This window comes from Kineococcus rugosus, from assembly GCF_050871975.1.
In the GTDB taxonomy this organism is placed as follows: domain Bacteria; phylum Actinomycetota; class Actinomycetes; order Actinomycetales; family Kineococcaceae; genus Kineococcus.
Window position 1 is genome coordinate 135,533 of record NZ_JBJLSJ010000007.1, and the last position, 18,242, is coordinate 153,774.

The window sequence follows — 18,242 nt, forward strand, 5'->3', positions numbered from 1 at the left end:
AACCTATCGCCATCGCGATACCCCTATCGCGATAACGATAGGTAGTGAGGCTCAGCTGTAGACGTGCGGCGCCAGCGTCGCCACGCAGTCCAGGTTCCGGTACTTGTCGGCGAAGTCCAGCCCGTACCCGACGACGAACTCGTTGGGGATGTCGTAGCCGACGTACTCGACGTCGACCTCGACCTTGGCGGCGTCGGGCTTGCGCAGCAGCGCGCACACCTTCACCGACGCCGGGCCGCGCGAGGACAGGTTCGCCAGCAGCCACGACAGGGTCAGGCCGGAGTCGATGATGTCCTCCACGACCAGCACGTGCCGGCCGGAGATGTCGGTGTCGAGGTCCTTGAGGATCCGCACGACCCCCGAGCTCTTGGTGCCCGAGCCGTAGGAGCTGACGGCCATGAAGTCCATCGACAGCGGGATCTGCATGGCGCGGGACAGGTCGGCCATGACCATCGCGGCGCCCTTGAGGACGCCGACGAGCAGCACGTCCTTGTCGGCGTAGTCGCGGTCGAGGTCGGCGGCGAGCTCGGCGACCCGGGTCGCCACCTGCTCCTTCGTCAGCAGCACGTGCTCGAGGTCGGTACCGGCGGTCGCGGCGTCCACGCAGTTCTCCCGTGGTGGTCATCGGTGGGGGGTGAGGACGAGCCTGCCACACGCGCGGGCCCCCTCCGCACCACCGGGCAGGTGCACCGGGCCCTGCCCGCGCCAGTCCAGCAGCAGCGCCTCCAGGGCGTCGACGTGCCCGGCGGTCAGCGCCCCCGCCGGGCAGCCGGACGCGAGCGCCGCCGCGCGCAGCCAGCGGCGGCGCAGGGCGGGGCGGGCGGCGAGCAGGTCGGCCACGGCGGCCGAGCCGTCGCGGAAGGGGGTGCCGGCGGCGGCGATCTCGTCGAGGGCGTCGGCGTCGTCGCGGGCGGCGCGGGCGGTGCGGGCCAGGGCGCGGGCGAACCCCGGGCCCAGCGCGGACTCCAGGAGCGGCAGCACGTCGTGCCGGACGCGGGAGCGGGTCAGGGCCGGGTCGGCGTTGGCGGGGTCCTCCCACGGCTCCAGCCCGTCGAGGGCGGCGCGGACGACGGCGCGCGGGACGCCCAGCAGCGGCCGGTGGAAGATCCCCCGGACGGCGGGCATCCCGGCCAGCGACCGGGTGCCGGAGCCGCGGGCCAGGCCGAGCAGGACGGTCTCGGCCTGGTCGTCGAGGGTGTGGGCGAGCAGCACCGCGACCGCGCCCTCCCGCTGCGCGACGCGGGTCAGGGCCTCGTAGCGGGCGGTGCGGGCGGCGGCCTCGGGACCACCCGTCCGGCCCACCGCGACCCGCACGCTGAGCACCGGGTCCAGGCCGAGGTCGCGGCCCTGCCGCACGACGCGGGCGGCGACGTCGGCCGAGGCCGGGTGCAGGCCGTGGTCGACGGTGACGAGCCCGGCGGTGACGGACCCGGCGGCGCGGGACGCGAACGCGGTGGCGGCGGCCAGGGCCAGGGAGTCCGCTCCCCCGGAGCAGGCGACGAGCACGGGGCCGTCGAGGTCGCGCAGGACGCGGCGGACGGCGACGCGCACCGCCGCGACCGCCGGGGGCGGCCCGCCCACCTCAGGCGTGGACGCGGGCGACCCAGGCGTCCGGGTCGGCGATCTCGGCGGGCAGCGGCAGGTGCTCGGGGGCGGTCCAGACGACGTTCAGGCCGTCCCAGCCGACCGCGGCGACGACGGCGCGCACGAACTTCGCGCCGTCGGCGTACTGCCGGGTCTTGGCGTCGAGGCCGAGCAGGCGGCGCAGCACCTGGTCCAGGGAGGACCGGCCGCGCCCGCGGCGCTGGGTGAAGCGGGCGCGGATGGTCTTGACCGACGGCACGACCTTCGGGCCGACGTCGTCCATGACGACGTCGGCGTGCCCCTCCAGCAGCGACATGACGGCGACGAGGCGGGCGACGCGCTCGCGCTGGCCGGGGGTCTGCAGGAGGTCGGCGAGGCCGACGCCGCTGCCCTCGGCGGTGCCGCGCAGCACGTCGGGCAGGGACCGCAGGGCGCCGGTGAGGCGTTCGGACAGGTCGCGGGGCTGGCCGAGCAGCTCGGTGGACAGGCCGCGGGCCTCGTCGGTCACCCAGCGGCGCAGCCACGGGTGCGCGCCGAACTGCAGGCGGTGCGCCTCCTCGTGCAGGCAGACCCAGCGGCGGAAGTCGTGGGGGTCGACGCCGAGGTCGCGCTCGACCTGGACGACGTTGGGGGCCACCAGCAGCAGCCGGCCGGGGGTGCCCTCGTCGACGCCGGCGAAGACGTCGAACTGCCCCAGGACGCGGCTGGACAGGAAGGACAGCAGGCTGCCGAGCTCGGCGCCGGTGGTGCGGCGGCCGACGGCCGTGGTGGCGCGGTCCACGGCCAGCCCGGCGCGGCCGGGGGCGGTGGCGCCGGGGCGGGCGGGGACGACGACGGGACCCAGCAGGGTCCGGAAGGCGTCGACGTTGGCCTGCGCCCAGGACGCGCGGTCGACGACGAGGGCCGGGGGCATCGGGACCGGCGAGGTCAGGTGCGCGGTCGCCGCGACGGGCCCGGCGGCCTCGGCGGCCGCCGCGCGCAGCTCGGCGACGACGTCGTCGATCTCGTCGCGGCCCAGCTTCGGGCCGGGCTTGACCAGCTTCGCGGCGACGGAGGCGGCGAGGTCGAAGTCGACGAGCTCGCCGACGGCGCGTCCCACCGCCTGCCCGGTCCCCTCGGCGGGCAGGTCGTCCGGGCCCCCGCCCGCGACACCCCCCGCGACCACGTCGATCTCGTCCCCCGGTGCACGCATGCCCGCACGGTACGCGGACCGGCACCGGGCGGGGTCACCGGCAAGGTCACCGGCAGCCGCAGGCCGCCAGCGCGGTCGCGAAGCGGTCCTGGGCGCGGCGGGCCGGGACCGACCCGCCGGGGGCCACGGCGTCCGACATCACGGCGAAGGCCAGCAGCCGCCCGTCGGCGTCGCGCAGGAACCCCGCGAGGCTGCTGACCCCGGTCAGGGTGCCGGTCTTGGCGCGCACGACCCCGGCGGCGGCGACGGAGCCGGGCTCGTCGTAGCGGTCGTGCAGGGTGCCGTTGACGCCCGCGACGGGCAGGCCCGCGGCCACGGTCCCGAGCTCGGGGTGGTCGCCGGAGGCGACCAGGGCCAGCACGCCGGTGAGGGCGCGGGCCGGGATCCGGGTGTCGCGGCCCAGGCCGCTGCCGCCCTGCAGGCTCACCCCGGTCACGTCGACGCCCAGCGCGGCGACCTCGTCGACGACGGCCCGGGAGGCGTCGTCGAAGGTGCCGGGGCGGTCGGTGGCCAGCGCCACGCGCCGGGCGAGCACCTCGGCGAGGGTGTTGTCGCTGGTGGTGAGCATGAACTCGACCTGCTCGGCCGTGGTGGCGGACTCGACGGCGGCGAGCTCGCGGGCGCCGGGCTGGGCGGGGGTGCGCACCACGGGCCCGCCGCCGGCGTCCAGGACGGTGATGCCGGCGTCGGTGAGGTGCCGGACGAACACGAGGGCGGCGCCGAGGGCGGGGTCGGCGGCCCGGGGCGCGGTCTCCCCCTCGGCCAGGCGGCCCTCGTCGACGGCCAGCGGCGCGATCGGCATGACGAAGCCGGACCCGACGTCGCCGGTGCCCCAGCCCGGGGAGGTGGCCGGGCCGGTGAAGGAGGCGTCGTCGAGGCGGACCGCGACGGTGGTGCGGCCGGCGGCGCGCAGGGCGTCGGCGGTGCGGGCGGCGAGGTCGCCCAGGCCGGCGTGGCCGTCGACGGCGTCGGGGTCCCCCGCGCCGGCGGCCAGCAGCACGTCGCCGCCGGCGACGAGGACGACCTCGTCGGGGGTGGCGCCGTCGACGACGCGCGTGGTGGCGCGGGTCGTCCCGCCGAGGGCGCGCAACGCGGCGACGGCGGTGAGGACCTTCGTCGTGGAGGCCGGGGTGCGGGGCACGTCGGCGGCCGAGGAGAGCAGCACGTCCCCGGTGAGGGCGTCGACGACCTGGGCCGAGACGGACGCGCCGAGCGCGGGGTCGGCCAGCAGCGGGCCGAGGGTGCCGCCGAGGACGGCGGGGTCGGGCACGGGGGCGGCGGCGTCCAGGGCGGGCAGGACGGGGGCGGCGGTGCCGTCGGCGGTGGCGCCGGGGGCCGTCGGCAGCGGCGTCGCGGTCGGCGCGGGGGTGGTGGTCAGGGGCCCGGGGACGGCGTCGACGGCGTCGAGCCCGGCGTACCCGCCGGCGAGGACGACAGCGGTGGCGGCGGTGACGATCGCGGTCGCGGCCCTGCGCACGCTGGTGCTCCCCCCGTCCCTGCGGCTACGCCCGGTCACGGGCGGGTGCAGCCCGGTTCGTTCGACGGGCCCCGTCTGCGCGACACTAGCGCGGTCCGCCGGCCGGGAGCCCTCCGGCCGGCCTGCCGAGAGCGCAGCCCCACCGCGCCGAGATGAGGAGTCCCGTGAGCACCCCAGTCGAGTTCGACGCGACCATCGAGATCCCCAAGGGTCAGCGGAACAAGTACGAGGTGGACCACGAGTCCGGGCGGATCCGCCTGGACCGCATGCTGTTCACCTCCACCCGCTACCCGCACGACTACGGGTTCATCGAGGGCACGCTGGGCGAGGACGGGGACCCGCTGGACGTCCTCGTCATCCTCGAGGAGCCGACCTTCCCCGGCTGCCTGATCACCTGCCGCGCCATCGGCATGTTCCACATGCGCGACGAGGCCGGCGGCGACGACAAGGTCCTCGCCGTCCCCGCGGGCGACCCGCGCTGGGAGAACATCCAGGACCTGGCCGACATCAGCGAGTTCGACCGCCTGGAGATCCAGCACTTCTTCGAGACCTACAAGGACCTCGAGCCGGGCAAGAGCGTCGAGGGCGCCAACTGGGCCGGGCGCGAGGCGGCCGAGAAGGAGATCCAGGCGAGCATCGAGCGCGCCAAGGGCACCTCCTACGAGCTGGGCGCCTCGGGCCACTGAGGTCGCGGGGCCCGGGTCGCCGACCCGGGCCCCGCCCCGGCCCCGCCCCGGCCCCCTCCCCGGGGGCGAACGGGCGAACACCGCCGCGGCCGTGCCGCCCCCGCGCGCCCGGCCGTTACGATCGACTGTCGTCGCGACGACGACCGCCCCTCCACGAGGGTCACGAGCAGGGGGGATCGATGTCCGGACTCATGCAGATCGGCGAGGTCGTCGAACGGGTCGGGTACAGCTTCCGCACCATCCGCTACTACGACGAGATGGGCCTGGTCTCCCCCACCCGGCGCAGCCCCGGCGGCTTCCGCCTCTACACCGAGATGGACGTCTACCGCCTCCTCATCCTGAAGCGGATGAAGCCGCTGGACTTCTCCCTCGACGAGATGCGCGAGCTGCTGTCCGTCCTGGACGCCCTCGACGGCCGCGTCCCCTCGGACACCCCCCGCGAGGAGCTGTTCGCCCGGCTCGACGAGTTCCGCCGGGCCGCCGAGGACCGCGTCGAGAAGCTCCGCGACCGGCTGATGATGGCCGAGGAGTTCGCGCAGCGGCTGCGCGACGAGGCCGAGGGCCGCACCGACGGCGGCTCCCCCGCCCCCGAGCCGCCCGTCCGCGACACCGTCTGACCCACCGGCCCGGGCGCGGGCGCTCAAGGCGGGGCGCCGGCCGGCCGACAGCCCCACGTGCTCACCCGCGCGCTGCCCGCCGCCGTCACGACGGTCCTGCTCGTCCTCGCGGGGGCCGTCCTGCTGCACCAGCCGGCGTCGACCACCGCCGCCGGGCGCATCACCCGCGCCGGCGCGCAGGAGGTCTGCCTGCGCACCGCCGGGCACGACGTCTGCCTCGACCGCGGGCACGTCGACCACCTGCGCCTGGCCGGGGTGCGCGCCGGGGACTGCGCCGACGTCACCTGGAGCGGCGACCTCGTCGTCGCCGCGTCCCTGCGCTCCGTCGTCCCGGTGAGCTGCTGACCCTCAGCCCGCGAACGGCAGCGCCGGCATCCCCTTGACGCCCGGCACGTACCGGAAGACGCTGCCCGCCGCGGGGTCGTCGTCGTCGTCGAGCCCCTCGCGCGAGGTCGTGATGAACAGCTCGGAGTGGTCGTCACCGCCGAAGGTGCACGCCGTGACCTGGCGGGCGCCGACCTCCACCACCGCGTCGAGGGTGCCGTCGGGGGCGTAGCGGCGCACCGCCGACCCGCCGAACAGGGCCGTCCACACGCCGCCCTCGGCGTCGACGGTCAGCCCGTCGGGCCGGTTGCGGCCCGAGTCGTCGTTGACCTGCGCGAACGTGCGCCGGTTGGTCAGGCCCCCGTCGCGGGAGTAGTCGAAGACGTCGGTCTTCCCGGTGGGGGTGTCGTTGTAGTACGCCAGGGTCCCGTCCGGGCTCCAGGCCAGGCCGTTGGAGATCGTCACGCCCTCGACCACCGGGGTCGTCGTGCCGTCGGGGTCGAGGCGGAAGACCGTCGCGCGGCCCGTGCCGGCGCCGTCGGCCTGGTCGTAGGCCATGTTCCCGGCGTAGAAGCGGCCGTCGGGGTCGCAGCCGCCCTCGTTCATGCGCAGCCGATCCTGCGGCCCCCACAGCTCCGGCAGCACGGTCAGCTCCCCCGCCGCGTCCTCCAGGACGATGCCGCGCTCGACGGCCAGCACCGCGCCCCCGCCCACCCGCGGGCGGGTGATGGCGACGACGTCGCCGTAGTGCCGGCGGCTGGTCGACCCGTCCGGGGCCAGCGTCACGACGTCGCCCTCGTAGAGGTCGACGAACCGCAGCCCTCCCCAGGTCGGGGACCAGCAGGGCCCCTCGCCGTGTCCCACGATCCGGTCGGTGATGCGCTCCGCTGCTGCCACGTCCCGCACCCTAGTGGGCGCTCCGGCCCCGGGCGCGGCGCGGGCCCGGCTCGGGCGAACGGGCGATCCCACCTCGAGGCGGGGGCCGGACGCGCCGAGAAGACGGTGTGCCCGCCGTCCCGCCCGCCGTCACCGCCTCGCGGTCCACCGCCGCCGCGATGGGGGTCTTCCTGGTGACCGGCGGGCTGATCTCGGTGGCCCTCGCCTCCGGGACCGACGTCGTCCTCGACGCCCGGGGCCTGGGGCTGCTCGCGCTCGGGGCGGTCGCCGCCGCGACGGGGGCGGCCATGCTCGCGGTCGGGCACCGGGTGCCCCCGGCCGGGTACCACGCCGTCGTCGGCCTCGGCACGGCCCTCATCACCGCCGCGGCGCTGCTGATGCCCTCGGCGACCACCGCCCTGGCCGTCGGCGGCCTCTACACCTTCATCGTCGTCGACGTCGTCTACTTCTTCAGCCGCCGCCAGGCCGCCGCGCACCTGGCGAGCGTCGCCGTCGCCGGGGGCACCGCCCTGGGCCTGCAGGACGTGCCCGTCGGGATCCTGGTCAGCCTCGGCCTCATCGGCGCCGCCCTGACCTACGTCGTCGGCGCCCTCGTGCAGCGCGCCTCCACCGCCAGCCGCGACAGCCTCACCGGCCTGTGCAACCGCCGCGGCTTCGACGACGCCGTCGAGGCCGCCGTCGTCACCGCCGAGCGGTCCGGGACCCCGCTGTCGGCCGCGCTCCTGGACGTGGACCACTTCAAGACCGTCAACGACCGCGGCGGGCACGCCGCGGGCGACCAGCTGCTGCGGGCGATCGCCGACCAGGCCGCGCCGGTGCTGCCGGCGGGCGCGGTCCTGGCCCGCTTCGGCGGTGACGAGTTCGCCGTCCTGCTGCCCGGCCGCTCCGGGGCGCAGGCGCAGGACCTCGTCGACCGGCTGCGCGGGGCCGTGACCGCCGCCGGGCTGTCGGCCGGGGTCGCCGAGCTGCGGCGGGGGCACTCCGCCGCCGACCTCCTGCGGCACGCCGACACCGCCCTGTACGCGGCCAAGGCCGCCGGCCGCGGACGGTCCCGGCTGCACGACGACGCCTCCACCGACACCGCCCGCGACCTCGCCGACGCCCTGGGCCGCGGGCACGTGCGGGCCTGGTTCCAGCCCCTGGTGTCCCTCGCCGGCGGTCCCGGCGGCCCGGGCGGGGAGGTCGTCGGGTTCGAGGCGCTGGCCCGCTGGGTGCGCCCGGACGGGCGCGTCGTGCCCCCGGCCGAGTTCATCCCGGCCGCCGAGACGAGCGGGCTCATCGGCGAGCTGGGCCTGGCCGTCCTGGCCGACGCCTGCCGCGGCGCCCGCGAGGTCCGCGACGCGTGGGGGCGCGACCTGCTGCTGACCGTGAACGTCTCCGGCCGCGAGCTGACGTCCGGGGACTACCCCGACCGCGTGCACGAGATCCTGCGCGCCACCGGCTGGCCCACCGACCTGCTCGTCGTGGAGGTCACCGAGAGCCTCGTCGACGGGTCCTCCGCGCAGGCGCTCGCGGCGCTCGACGAGCTGCGCGCGCGCGGCGTCGCGGTCGCCATCGACGACTTCGGGACGGGGTACTCCGCGTTCAGCCGCCTGGACACGCTGCCGGCGGACTACCTCAAGCTCGACAACGTGTTCATGGCGGACATCACGACGTCACCGCGCCGGGCCGGGATGCTGCAGGCGCTGCTGTCGCTGGCCCGCGCGCTCGGGCTGCAGGTCGTCGCCGAGGGGGTCGAGACGCGCGAGCAGGCCGACCTGCTCACGGCGATGGGGTGCACGCTGGCGCAGGGCTGGCTGTTCGGCCGCCCCGTCCCGCCCGCCGAGCTCGCCGCGACGCCGCCGGTGCCGGTGGACCGGGCGGCGCAGTGGCTGGCCGGGGCCCGCGACCGGCGCTGAGGCGGTCGGTACGATCGGGGCCGGTCCCGGTGGCGCGACGCCTCGGCGGTGCGTGGTCGCCGAGATCGACCGGAGGGGAGTCGATCTCGGCGGGCCGGGACGCGGCCGGGCTCCCCCGCCCTCACAGCGCCGACGTCGGGTGGTACGCCAGTTCGGGGCGGCCCGAGCCGCCGTAGCGGGGTTCGCGCCGGGCGCGGCCCGTGGTGGTCAGGTGCTCCAGGTAGCGGCGGGCCGAGACCCTCGACAGCCCCGTCGCGGCCGCCGTCTCGGCCGCCGAGAGCCCCTGCCCCGCAGGCGCTTCGCGCAGGGCCACGACGACCGCGTGCAGCGTGGGGGCCGCCACCCCGCGCGCCGGGCCGGCCGCGGTCCGCAACTGCGACAGCGCCTCGTCGATGGCCTGCTGGTCGATCCCGAACTCCCCCGACGCCGCCGCGACGTCCGCGCGGAACCGGGCGTAGGCCCGCAGCCGCTCCTCCAGCGCCGCCGCCGTGAAGGGTTTCAGCAGGTACTGCACGACCCCCATCGACAGCGACTGCCGCACGACGGCCGGGTCGCGCGCCGCCGTCACCGCGATGACGTCGGCGGGCACGGCCGCGGCCCGCAGCGCGCGCAGCACCTGCAGGCCGTCGACGTCCGGCAGCGTCATGTCGAGCAGCACGAGGTCGATGGGCGCCTCCGCCCCCGCCGCGCCGACCGCGGCGAGCGCCTCCCGGCCGGACCCGGCGACGGCCGCGACGGTGAAACCGGGCACGGCGGACACCTGGGCGGCGTGCCCGGCCGCCAGCAGGGGGTCGTCCTCGACGACCAGGACGCGGATCACGACGGCACCGGCAGGTCGACCACGATCGTGCCGCCGCCGTCGTCGAGCGTCACGGGTTCCTCCACGCGCACCGTCCCCCCGTGGCGGCGCACGACCTGCCCCACCAGCGCGAGGCCGAGCCCGTGCGCCCCCCCGGGCGACAGCCGGTGCTCCTTGCGCGACCAGCCGCGCTCCATCGCGCGCTCCAGCCGGCCCGCGGGCAGGCCCTGCCCGGAGTCGGTGACGCGCACCTCGACGCGGTCGCCCGGCGCGGTGATGCGCACCCGCACCCAGCGCGGGCCGGGGGCCTCCAGCGCCGCCTCGACGGCGTTGTCGACGAGGTTGCCGACGACGGTCACCAGGTCCCGGGGCGGCAGCAGGCCCTCGGCCAGGGCGGTGTCGGGCTCGACCTCGAGCTCGACGCCGCGCTCGGCGGCCTGGGCGGACTTGCCGATGAGCAGCGCCGCCACGGCCGGGTCCGCCACGTCGGCCACGACGAGGTCGGTGAGCTGCTGCGCCGCGAGCAGCTCGGCGGTGGCGAACTCGACGGCCCGGTCCGGCAGGCCCTGCTCGACGAGCGTCACGACGACGTGCAGCCGGTTGGCCGACTCGTGGGCCTGCGAGCGCAGCGCCTCGGCCAGGGCGCGGACGGCGTCGAGGTCGCGGGTCAGGGCCTGCAGCTCCGTGTGGTCGCGCAGGGTCACGACCGTCCCGACGCGGCGGCCCTCCCAGTGCGCGTCGAGGCGGCTGACGACGAGGACGCGGTCGTCGGTGACCTGCACGTCGTCGACGACGTCCTCCCCGGCGTCCAGGAGGCGGCGCAGCGCCGGGCCGACGTCGAGCCCGCCGTCGGCGGTGGCGGGCAGCAGGCGCCGCGCCTCGTCGTTGGCCACCTGCACCCGCCCGGCGGGGTCGAGCACGACGAGCCCCTCGCGCAGCGAGTGCAGGACGGCGTCGTTGACCTCCCACAGCCGGGTCAGGTCGGCCGGTTCGAGGCCGTGGGTGCGGCGGCGGACCCACCGCGACAGGGCCCAGCTGCCGACGAGGGACAGCGCGAGGGCGAGGGTGAGGGCCAGGACGAGGACGGGCAGCCGCGCCAGCAGGTCCTGGGTGACCGACCGGGTCGCGACCCCGGCCGCGACGGCGCCGACGACCTCGCCGCCGGGCCCGCGCACCGGCAGCACCGCCCGCACCGACGGCCCGAGGGTCCCGGTGTAGGTCTCGACGACCTCGCCGCCGGCCAGGGCGGCGTCGGCATTGCCGACGAACGTCTGCCCGATCCGGCGCGGGTCGGGGTGCGTCCAGCGGACCTTGTCGCGGTCCATGACGGTGATGAAGTACACGCCGGTCGCGCGGCGGACGGCCTCCACGTGCTCCTGCAGGCCGGCCCGGTCGGCGCTCGCGGGGTCGGCGAGGCCGTCGCGGACGTCGGGGGCCTGCGCCACGGCGGCGGCGACGTCGGTGACCTGCGTCGCGGCGTCGCGGCGGGTGTCGGTCCGCAGCTGCCAGCCCAGGGCCGCCGTCGCGCCCACCAGGACGATCCCGACGACGAGCAGCTGGAGGACGAGGACGCGCGAGGCCAGCGTCCAGTGCCGGCGGCGGCGCCCGGTCGCGGCGGCGGGGACGTGAACGAAACGACCGGAAGCGCGACCGGTCGGCGGTCGTGTGAGCACCATCACCCCAGTCCTTCAACCAGCAGTCCCCCGGACGTCACCGAGAGGGTCCCATGAGCACAGGCGCTCAGAACTCCGCTTCCGCGTTCCCCGCCCCGCCCGCCGGGAAGAAGCGCGACCGCACCCACTTCCTGTACATCGCCGTCATCGTGGCGGTGGCCGCCGGCATCGCCGTCGGCCTGCTCGCCCCCGACCTCGGCAAGGAGCTCAAGCCGCTGGGGACGGGTTTCGTGGCCCTGGTGAAGATGATGATCGCGCCGGTCATCTTCTGCACCATCGTCCTGGGCATCGGGTCGGTGCGGCAGGCCGCGCAGGTCGGCCGGGTCGGCGGGACGGCGCTGCTGTACTTCCTCGTGATGAGCGGTTTCGCGCTCGTCATCGGCCTGGTCGTCGGCAACCTGCTGCCGACGACGAACCTGCAGCTGACCGACGCCCTGCGCGGCGAGGGCGCCAAGCTGGCCGAGAAGGCCAGCGAGAGCGGCGGCACCACCGAGTTCCTGCTCGGCATCATCCCGACGTCCCTGCCCTCGGCCCTCACCGACGGGTCGGTGCTGGAGGCGCTCTTCGTCGCCCTCCTGGTCGGCTTCGCGATCCAGGGCCTCGGGGAGACCGGTCAGGCCGCGCTGCGGGCGGTGGAGGCCATCAAGAAGATCGTCTTCAAGGTCCTGGCGATGGTCATGTGGGTCGCGCCGGTCGGGGCGTTCGGCGCCATCGCCGCCGTGGTCGGCGAGACCGGGGTCGAGGCGCTGAAGGCGCTGGCGATCGTCATGGTCGGGTTCTACGTGACGTGCGCGCTGTTCATCTTCGTCGTCCTCGGCCTGCTGCTGCGGGTCGTCGCCAAGATCTCGCTGCTCAAGGTCCTGAAGTACGTCGCCCGCGAGATCCTGCTCATCGTCTCGACGTCGAGCTCGGAGACCGCGCTGCCCCGCCTCATCGCCAAGATGGAGCACGCCGGGGTGCACAAGTCCACGGTCGGCATCACCGTCCCGACGGGCTACTCCTTCAACCTCGACGGCACCGCGATCTACCTGACGATGGCCTCGCTGTTCATCGCCACCTCCCTGGGCGACCCGCTGTCCGTCGGTGAGCAGGTCTCGCTGCTGCTGTTCATGGTCATCGCCTCCAAGGGCGCCGCCGGGGTCTCCGGCGCCGGGCTGGCGACGCTGGCCGGCGGGCTGGCCTCCCACAAGCCGGCCCTGCTGGACGGGGTGGGGCTCATCGTGGGCATCGACCGCTTCATGTCCGAGGCGCGCGCGGTGACGAACTTCATCGGCAACACCGTCGGGACCCTCGTCATCGCGACGTGGAGCCGGACGCTGGACCGCGAGCAGCTGACCGCGGTCCTGGCCGGGAACCGGCCGTTCGACGAGACGTCGATGGACCCGGCGAAGACCGCCGACGTCCGCGAGGGCGAGCGCGTCCCCGCCTGACGCCCGCCCCGACGACGAGGGGGACCGCACCGGTGATCGCCGGTGCGGTCCCCCTCGTCGTCCCCGTGCTCAGCGGCGGCCCAGGGCCAGCGTCTCCCGGACGAGCGGGGCGATCTGGTCGACCTCCAGCAGGAACCCGTCGTGGCCGGACGCGGAGGTGACGACCCGCACCCCGCCGACGGCGGCGGGGGCCGCGTCGACGATGCGCCGGGAGTCGGCCACCGGGTAGAGCCGGTCGGAGTCGACGGCCACGACGACCAGCGGCGTGGTGATCGCCGCGAGCGCGGCCTCGGTGCCGCCGCGGCCCAGGCCGACGTCCCAGGTGTTCATGGCGTCGGTCAGGGCGACGTAGGAGCCGGCGTCGAAGCGGCGGACCAGCTTGTCGGCGTGGTGGTCCAGGTAGCTCTGGACGGCGTACCGGCCGGGGGCGTGCGGGGCCAGCGGGTCCTCGCCGAACTGGGCGGCGCGGCCGAAGCGGACGTCGAGCTCGGCGGCGGTCCGGTACGACAGGTGCGCCAGGCGGCGGGCCAGGCCCAGGCCGGTGTGCGGGCCCTGGCCGTCGGGGGCGGAGTGGTAGTCGCCGCCGCGCCAGCCCGGGTCGGACACGATCGCGGTGATCTGGGCGCTCTGGCCGCCGATCTGGTCGGCCCCGGAGGCGGCGGCGGAGGCCAGCACGAGCGAGGCGCCGACGCGGCCGGGGTGCGCCGCGGCCCACTCCAGCGACCGCATGCCGCCCATGGAGCCGCCCAGGACGGCCGCGAAGCGGGTGATGCCGAGGGCGTCGGCGAGGCGGGCCTCGGCGGCGACCTGGTCGGCGACGGTGAGGCGCGGGAAGGCCGATCCCCACGGCCGGCCGGTGCCGGGGCGGGTCGAGGAGGGGCCGGTGGACCCCTGGCAGCCGCCGACGACGTTCGCCGCGACGACGAACCACTCGTCGGTGTCCACGGCGCGGCCGGGGCCGACGAGCTCGGACCACCAGCCGGGCGTGGGGTGCCCGGGCCCGGCCTCGCCGGTGACGTGGGCGTCGCCGGTCAGGGCGTGCTCGACGAGGACGGCGTTGGAGCCGTCCGCGGCGAGCGTGCCCCACGTCTCGTAGGCGAGCCGGACCTGCGGGAGGACCCCGCCGAGCTGCAGCGGCAGGTCCCCGACGTCGGCGAAGCGCCGGTGCCCGGCCGGGTCGCCCTCGCGCCAGCCGCCGGAGGCCGGCGGCGGCGACGGCGCGAACGCGCGCGCGACCTGCCCGGGAACCCCGTCGGTGAGTTCCACCACGTCGACGACCACCACTCCCGCTCGACCCCCTGCTCGACGACCCAGTGTCCCTGACGCGCGGGGCTCAGCGGGCCGCGGCCGCCGCGGCGAACCCGGCGCGCAGGTCGGCGAGGACGTCGTCGACGTGCTCGATCCCGACGGCGAGGCGGACCAGGCCGGGGGTGACGCCGGAGGCGAGCTGCTCGGCGGGGGTGAGCTGGCTGTGCGTGGTGGAGGCCGGGTGCACGACGAGGGAGCGCACGTCCCCGATGTTCGCGACGTGGCTGTGCAGGGTGAGGGCGTCGACGAACGCCTTGCCGGCGGCGAGCCCGCCGGCGATCTCGAAGGCGATCACCGCCCCGGAGCCCTTCGGGGCGTACTTCAGCGCCTGGGCGTGCCAGGGCGAGGTCGGCAGCGAGGCCCAGTTCACGCTGAGGACGTCGTCGCGGCCGGCGAGGAAGCGGGCGACCTCGCCGGTGTTCTCGACGTGCCGCTCCATGCGCAGCGACAGCGTCTCCAGGCCCTGGGCGATGAGGAAGGCGTTGAAGGGGGCGACGGCGGGGCCGAGGTCGCGCAGCAGCTGCACGCGCAGCTTGATGAGGTAGGCGAGCTGCCCGACGGCCTCGGTGAACACGACGCCGTGGTAGCTGGGGTCGGGGGTCGTCAGGCCGGGGAACCGGCCGGAGGCGGCCCAGTCGAAGCGGCCGGAGTCGACGACGACGCCGGCGACGGACGTCCCGTGGCCGCCGAGGTACTTCGTCGCGGAGTGCACGACGATGTCGGCGCCGTGCTCGAAGGGCCGCACGAGGTAGGGCGTGGCGATGGTGTTGTCGACGACGAGCGGGACGCCGTGCTCGTGGGCCACGCCCGCGACGGTCTCGAGGTCGAGGACGTCGCCGGCGGGGTTGGAGATCGTCTCGCCGTAGAAGAGCTTGGTCTCGGGCCGCACGGCCGCGGCCCAGGAGGCGGGGTCGTCGGGGTCGGCGACGAAGCTGACCGAGATGCCCATCTTGGGCAGGGTGTGGTGGAACAGGTTGTACGTGCCCCCGTACAGCCGCGGGCTGGACACGACGTGGTCGCCGGCGGAGGCGATGTTGAGGATCGCGAGGGTCTCGGCGGCCTGGCCGGAGGCGACGAGCAGGGCCCCGACGCCGCCCTCGAGGGCGGCGATGCGCTGCTCGACGGTGTCCTGCGTGGGGTTCATGATCCGCGTGTAGATGTTGCCCATCTCGGTGAGCCCGAACAGGGCCGCGGCGTGGTCGGTGTCGCGGAAGGCGTAGCTGGTCGTCTGGTAGATGGGCAGCGCCCGCGCGCCCGTGGCCGGGTCGGGGGTCTGGCCGGCGTGGACCTGGAGGGTCTCGAAGCTCCAGGTGGCGGGGTCGACGGCGGGGGTGTTCTCGGTGCTCACGGTGCGTCCTCGGGGTCGTGTCGTCGGGTGGGTGCGGGCGCGTCAGGGGCGCCGGCACAGCCCGTCGAAGAGGTACGCGCGCCGGCTCGGCCAGAACGGGTCGAGCACGACCAGCGGTGGGAGCACGCTCCGATGGTGCCGCCGGGGCGAACCCGCGGGCAACCTCGTGCGGTGCGGACTCCCCCCGGGTGGCGAATCGACGCCCTCATGATCGACTGAGAGTGTTCTCGCGAACACCCAGCGAGATCGAACGAGGTCTGGCAGGCTGACCCCGCAACTCTGTGCGACCAAATACTCACGTTCAGCAGCACCCTCGTTGAGCACCTACTAGTCAGTTGTGGAGCGTCGATGGACGAGCAGCACACCCCCGCGGCCACCCCCGCGCAGGTGGCCGACGACTCGGTCCAGGTGATCCGCTGGGACGCCCCCCGCTGGGCGTCGCGCGGCCTGGAGGTCGAAGGCGGCTGGCTGCACAGCTACGAGGCCCGCGTCGTCCCCCTCGAGGGCGACGAGGGGGCCGAGCGACCCTGCCCCGTCCGGCTGGAGTCGACCGACCTCGCCTACGCCGAGGCCGGCCAGACCGTGCTGCGCCGCTTCGGCCCCCGCGTGTTCATCGGCGACACCGCCCAGCTGTCCCTGCCCGAGGCCCGCCGCCTCGTCGCCGCCCTGAACGAGGTCATCGAGCGGGCCGAGGGCCCCACCCCCTGAGGCCGCCCGCGCCTCGGCGTCCGGCCGCACGCCCCCGGCCCGGTACCTTGCGCCCATGACCCAGCGCACCGGCCGCGCCGTCCGGATCACCGAACCCGGCACCCTCGAGCTCACCGACACCGTCGTCCCCGACCCCGGACCCGGTGAGGCGCTCGTCCAGATCGCCTACTGCGGCATCTGCGGCTCCGACCGGGAGGTCTTCGCCGGCACCCGGCCCGCCGAGTTCGTCAGCTACCCCCTCGTCCCCGGCCACGAGTGGTCCGGCACCGTCGCCGCCGTCGGGCCCGGCGTCCCCGACGGGATCGTCGGCCGCGGGGTCGTCGGCCAGGGCATCCGCACCGCCGAGGGCACCCCCGCCTCCGTCGAGGGCGACACCGACGGCTGGCCGCAGGACTACGAGGAGACCGGGTTCACCCTCCCCGGCGGCTGGTCGACGTGGCTGACCCTGCCGGCCCGCTACCTGCACCTGCTGCCCGAGGGCGCCGACCTGCGCGCCGCGGCCGGCATCGAGCCCGCCGCCTGCGTCGCCGAGGCCGTCCTGCTCGCCGACGTCGCCCCCGGCGCGAAGGTCGCCGTCGTCGGCGCCGGAACCCTGGGCCTGCTCGCCGTGCAGCTGCTGGCCGGGCTGGGCGCCGAGGTCACCGTCGTGCACCACAACGACGAGCGCCGCGAGCTCGCCGCGACCTGCGGCGCCGCCCACTACACCGGCGACGCGAGCACCCTCGGCGCCACCTTCGACGCCGTCATCGAGGCCGCGGGCGTGCCCGGCATCGCCCGGACCTCCGTGCGGCTGGCCCGGCGCGGCGGGCGCGTCGTCCTGACCGGCATCCCCGGCACCGACGCCGACGACCTGTCCGCCCTGGAGCTGGTCTCGCGCAACGTCCACGTCCTGACCGTCTTCGGCGCCCCCACCCGCGCCTGGGCGTACGCCGTCCGCGCGTTCTCGGCCGGGATCCTGGACCCCACCCCGCTCATCACCCACGAGTTCGACCTCGCCGACGCGCAGGCCGCCCTCGACGAGCTCGCCGCCCGCCGCGGCGCCCTCAAGGTCCTCCTGAAGCCCTGAGGTTCTAGAAGGGGAACCCTTTCGCCGCAACGGTCCCCGCGCGGACGGGTGGTCCCCGCCGGTCCGGCTCAGGTCCACCACCGGCGGTGACGAGACGCCCTCGTGACCGCCGCGCGACCCGACGCCCCCCGCCCGCCGCGCCGCAGCCGCCCCCTGCAGAACACCCTGCTGGCGCTGGTGCTGGTGCCCGTCGCCGGGCTGGCCTGCGTGGCGGGCGTCGGGGTCGACGAACGGCTCGGCCACGTCCGCGACGCCACCACCGCGCTCGCGCAGGTCCGCGCCGCCGTCGCCCTCGACGACGTCCGCAGCGCGATCGGGCAGGAGGTCGTCCCGGCCCTGGACGCCGCCGCGCGCGAGGAGCTGACCCGGCGCACCGCGGCCACCGACCGGGCCCTGGCGGCCGCCGGGCGCGACGGCGCGCTGGACGACCCGCCCGGCGGGCCCGGCCTGGACGACCTCGGCGCCCGGATCGCCCGGGCCCGCACCCTCAGCGCGAGCGACCTCGACGGTGGCCTGGGCCTGTACGGCGGGCTGCTGTCCGACCTGTCCGGCGCCGTCGACGGGCACCTGCGGGCCGCGCGGTCCCTCGGCCTGGACGGCGACCTCGCCGCCGCCGTGTCCGACCTCCAGCGCGTCTCCACCGCCGGGAGCCTGTCCACCCGGGAGACGAGCCTCTACCTGGCCGTCGCCGCGGGGCTGCCCTCGGTGCGGCGCGACGACTTCGTCAGCGCCTGGGGCGCCTCCCGGCAGGCCGCCGCCGAGGTCGCGGCCCTCGGCGACCCCGGCCTGGCCGCGGCCTGGACCCGCGCCACCGGCTCCCACGGCGCGCGCCGCCTCGACGCCGTCCTCGCCCGCGCGGCCCTCACGCCGGCGACGCCCACGGCGGGGGACCTGACGACGGTGGGCCGGGGCGCGGCCGAGCGCGACGCGGAGCTGCGGGCGGTGCTGGACCGGGCCGCGGACACCGTCGTCGCCCGGGCCCGGGAGCAGTCCGAGGCCACCCGCGCCGAGCTGCGGCGGCTGCTCGCCCTGTGCGGGCTGGTGGTGGCGGCCACCCTCACCGGCACGCTCGTCGTGCGGCGCGCCATCGCCCGGCCGCTGAACCGCCTCGCCGCGCAGTCGCGGGCCGTCGCCGCCGGGGAGGGGGGGGGGGGGGGGGGGGGGGGGGCGCGCGCGCGGCGGGGGGGGGGGCGGGGGGGGGGGGGGGGGGGGGGGGCGCGGGGGGGCGGGGCGGG

16 protein-coding genes and 1 pseudogene are annotated in these 18,242 nt (G+C 76.5%); 8 read left to right on the forward strand and 9 right to left on the reverse strand.

Translation table 11 applies throughout. The annotated features are described in order from the left end of the window. Positions 1-51: 51 nt before the first annotated feature. Genes hpt through dacB form a run of 4 tightly spaced genes read right to left on the reverse strand, consistent with a single transcriptional unit; the run spans position 52 to position 4,253 of the window. Positions 52-603 (reverse strand): hypoxanthine phosphoribosyltransferase, encoded by a 552-nt coding sequence (gene hpt, locus ACRYM6_RS05770; RefSeq protein ID WP_432541779.1) that lies wholly within the window; start codon positions 601-603, stop codon positions 52-54. An 18-nt stretch (positions 604-621) separates the two neighbouring features. After that, positions 622-1,581 carry a tRNA lysidine(34) synthetase TilS gene (tilS, locus tag ACRYM6_RS05775; RefSeq protein ID WP_432541780.1) on the reverse strand — a complete coding sequence of 320 codons (960 nt, stop codon included), beginning with the start codon at positions 1,579-1,581 and terminating at the stop codon, positions 622-624. Position 1,582: 1 nt separating this feature from the next. Next, entirely contained in the window at positions 1,583-2,776 is a 1,194-nt protein-coding gene (locus ACRYM6_RS05780; RefSeq protein WP_432541781.1) for a zinc-dependent metalloprotease, read from the reverse strand. Between the two features lie 46 nt (positions 2,777-2,822). Further along, the gene (gene dacB, locus ACRYM6_RS05785; protein WP_432541782.1) at positions 2,823-4,253 is read right to left on the reverse strand and encodes a D-alanyl-D-alanine carboxypeptidase/D-alanyl-D-alanine endopeptidase; all 1,431 of its coding nucleotides are present in this window, start codon (positions 4,251-4,253) and stop codon (positions 2,823-2,825) included. 152 nt (positions 4,254-4,405) lie between these two features. On the opposite strand from dacB, the gene ACRYM6_RS05790 reads away from it, so the two are divergent. From ACRYM6_RS05790 to ACRYM6_RS05800, 3 genes are all read left to right on the forward strand, one after another. Continuing rightward, on the forward strand, positions 4,406-4,939 hold the full coding sequence (locus tag ACRYM6_RS05790) for an inorganic diphosphatase (RefSeq protein ID WP_432541783.1): 534 nt from the start codon (positions 4,406-4,408) through the stop codon (positions 4,937-4,939). A gap of 179 nt (positions 4,940-5,118) precedes the next feature. Then, positions 5,119-5,556 carry a MerR family transcriptional regulator gene (locus ACRYM6_RS05795; RefSeq protein ID WP_432541784.1) on the forward strand — a complete coding sequence of 146 codons (438 nt, stop codon included), beginning with the start codon at positions 5,119-5,121 and terminating at the stop codon, positions 5,554-5,556. A 57-nt stretch (positions 5,557-5,613) separates the two neighbouring features. Then, a complete protein-coding gene (locus ACRYM6_RS05800) occupies positions 5,614-5,901 on the forward strand; it encodes a hypothetical protein (protein ID WP_432541785.1) in 288 nt (95 codons plus the stop codon). Between the two features lie 3 nt (positions 5,902-5,904). Here the strand turns inward: ACRYM6_RS05800 and ACRYM6_RS05805 are convergent, their stop codons facing one another. Further along, positions 5,905-6,777, reverse strand: a complete 873-nt coding sequence (locus tag ACRYM6_RS05805; protein ID WP_432541786.1) for an SMP-30/gluconolactonase/LRE family protein — start codon at positions 6,775-6,777, stop codon at positions 5,905-5,907. Positions 6,778-6,884: 107 nt separating this feature from the next. Between ACRYM6_RS05805 and ACRYM6_RS05810 the strand changes: the two genes are divergently transcribed. Further along, on the forward strand, positions 6,885-8,675 hold the full coding sequence (locus tag ACRYM6_RS05810; protein WP_432541788.1) for a putative bifunctional diguanylate cyclase/phosphodiesterase: 1,791 nt from the start codon (positions 6,885-6,887) through the stop codon (positions 8,673-8,675). A 121-nt stretch (positions 8,676-8,796) separates the two neighbouring features. On the opposite strand, the gene ACRYM6_RS05815 is transcribed toward ACRYM6_RS05810, so the two are convergent. Together ACRYM6_RS05815 and ACRYM6_RS05820 are read right to left on the reverse strand one after the other, a co-directional pair. Further along, the gene (locus ACRYM6_RS05815; protein ID WP_432541790.1) at positions 8,797-9,495 is read right to left on the reverse strand and encodes a response regulator; all 699 of its coding nucleotides are present in this window, start codon (positions 9,493-9,495) and stop codon (positions 8,797-8,799) included. Continuing rightward, positions 9,492-11,150, reverse strand: coding sequence for a sensor histidine kinase (locus ACRYM6_RS05820; RefSeq protein ID WP_432541791.1), 1,659 nt, complete (start codon positions 11,148-11,150; stop codon positions 9,492-9,494). The genes ACRYM6_RS05815 and ACRYM6_RS05820 overlap by 4 nt, the downstream gene beginning before the upstream one ends. A 50-nt stretch (positions 11,151-11,200) precedes the next feature. On the opposite strand from ACRYM6_RS05820, the gene ACRYM6_RS05825 reads away from it, so the two are divergent. Further along, positions 11,201-12,577 carry a cation:dicarboxylate symporter family transporter gene (locus ACRYM6_RS05825; protein WP_432541792.1) on the forward strand — a complete coding sequence of 459 codons (1,377 nt, stop codon included), beginning with the start codon at positions 11,201-11,203 and terminating at the stop codon, positions 12,575-12,577. 69 nt (positions 12,578-12,646) lie between these two features. Here the strand turns inward: ACRYM6_RS05825 and metX are convergent, their stop codons facing one another. Beyond that, a complete protein-coding gene (gene metX / locus ACRYM6_RS05830; RefSeq protein WP_432541802.1) occupies positions 12,647-13,846 on the reverse strand; it encodes a homoserine O-acetyltransferase MetX in 1,200 nt (399 codons plus the stop codon). A 64-nt stretch (positions 13,847-13,910) separates the two neighbouring features. Next, positions 13,911-15,233 (reverse strand): bifunctional o-acetylhomoserine/o-acetylserine sulfhydrylase, encoded by a 1,323-nt coding sequence (locus ACRYM6_RS05835; RefSeq protein ID WP_432541793.1) that lies wholly within the window; start codon positions 15,231-15,233, stop codon positions 13,911-13,913. 348 nt (positions 15,234-15,581) lie between these two features. Here ACRYM6_RS05835 and ACRYM6_RS05840 point away from each other — a divergent pair, with 348 nt between their 5' ends. The 3 genes and pseudogenes from ACRYM6_RS05840 to ACRYM6_RS05850 all read left to right on the forward strand — a co-directional run. Next, positions 15,582-15,941, forward strand: a complete 360-nt coding sequence (locus ACRYM6_RS05840; RefSeq protein WP_432541794.1) for a hypothetical protein — start codon at positions 15,582-15,584, stop codon at positions 15,939-15,941. Between the two features lie 55 nt (positions 15,942-15,996). Then, positions 15,997-17,007: a zinc-dependent alcohol dehydrogenase gene (locus ACRYM6_RS05845; RefSeq protein WP_432541795.1), complete on the forward strand. Its 1,011-nt coding sequence runs from the start codon at positions 15,997-15,999 to the stop codon at positions 17,005-17,007. Between the two features lie 102 nt (positions 17,008-17,109). Beyond that, a pseudogene (locus ACRYM6_RS05850) lies at positions 17,110-18,242 on the forward strand (hypothetical protein); the annotation flags it as partial.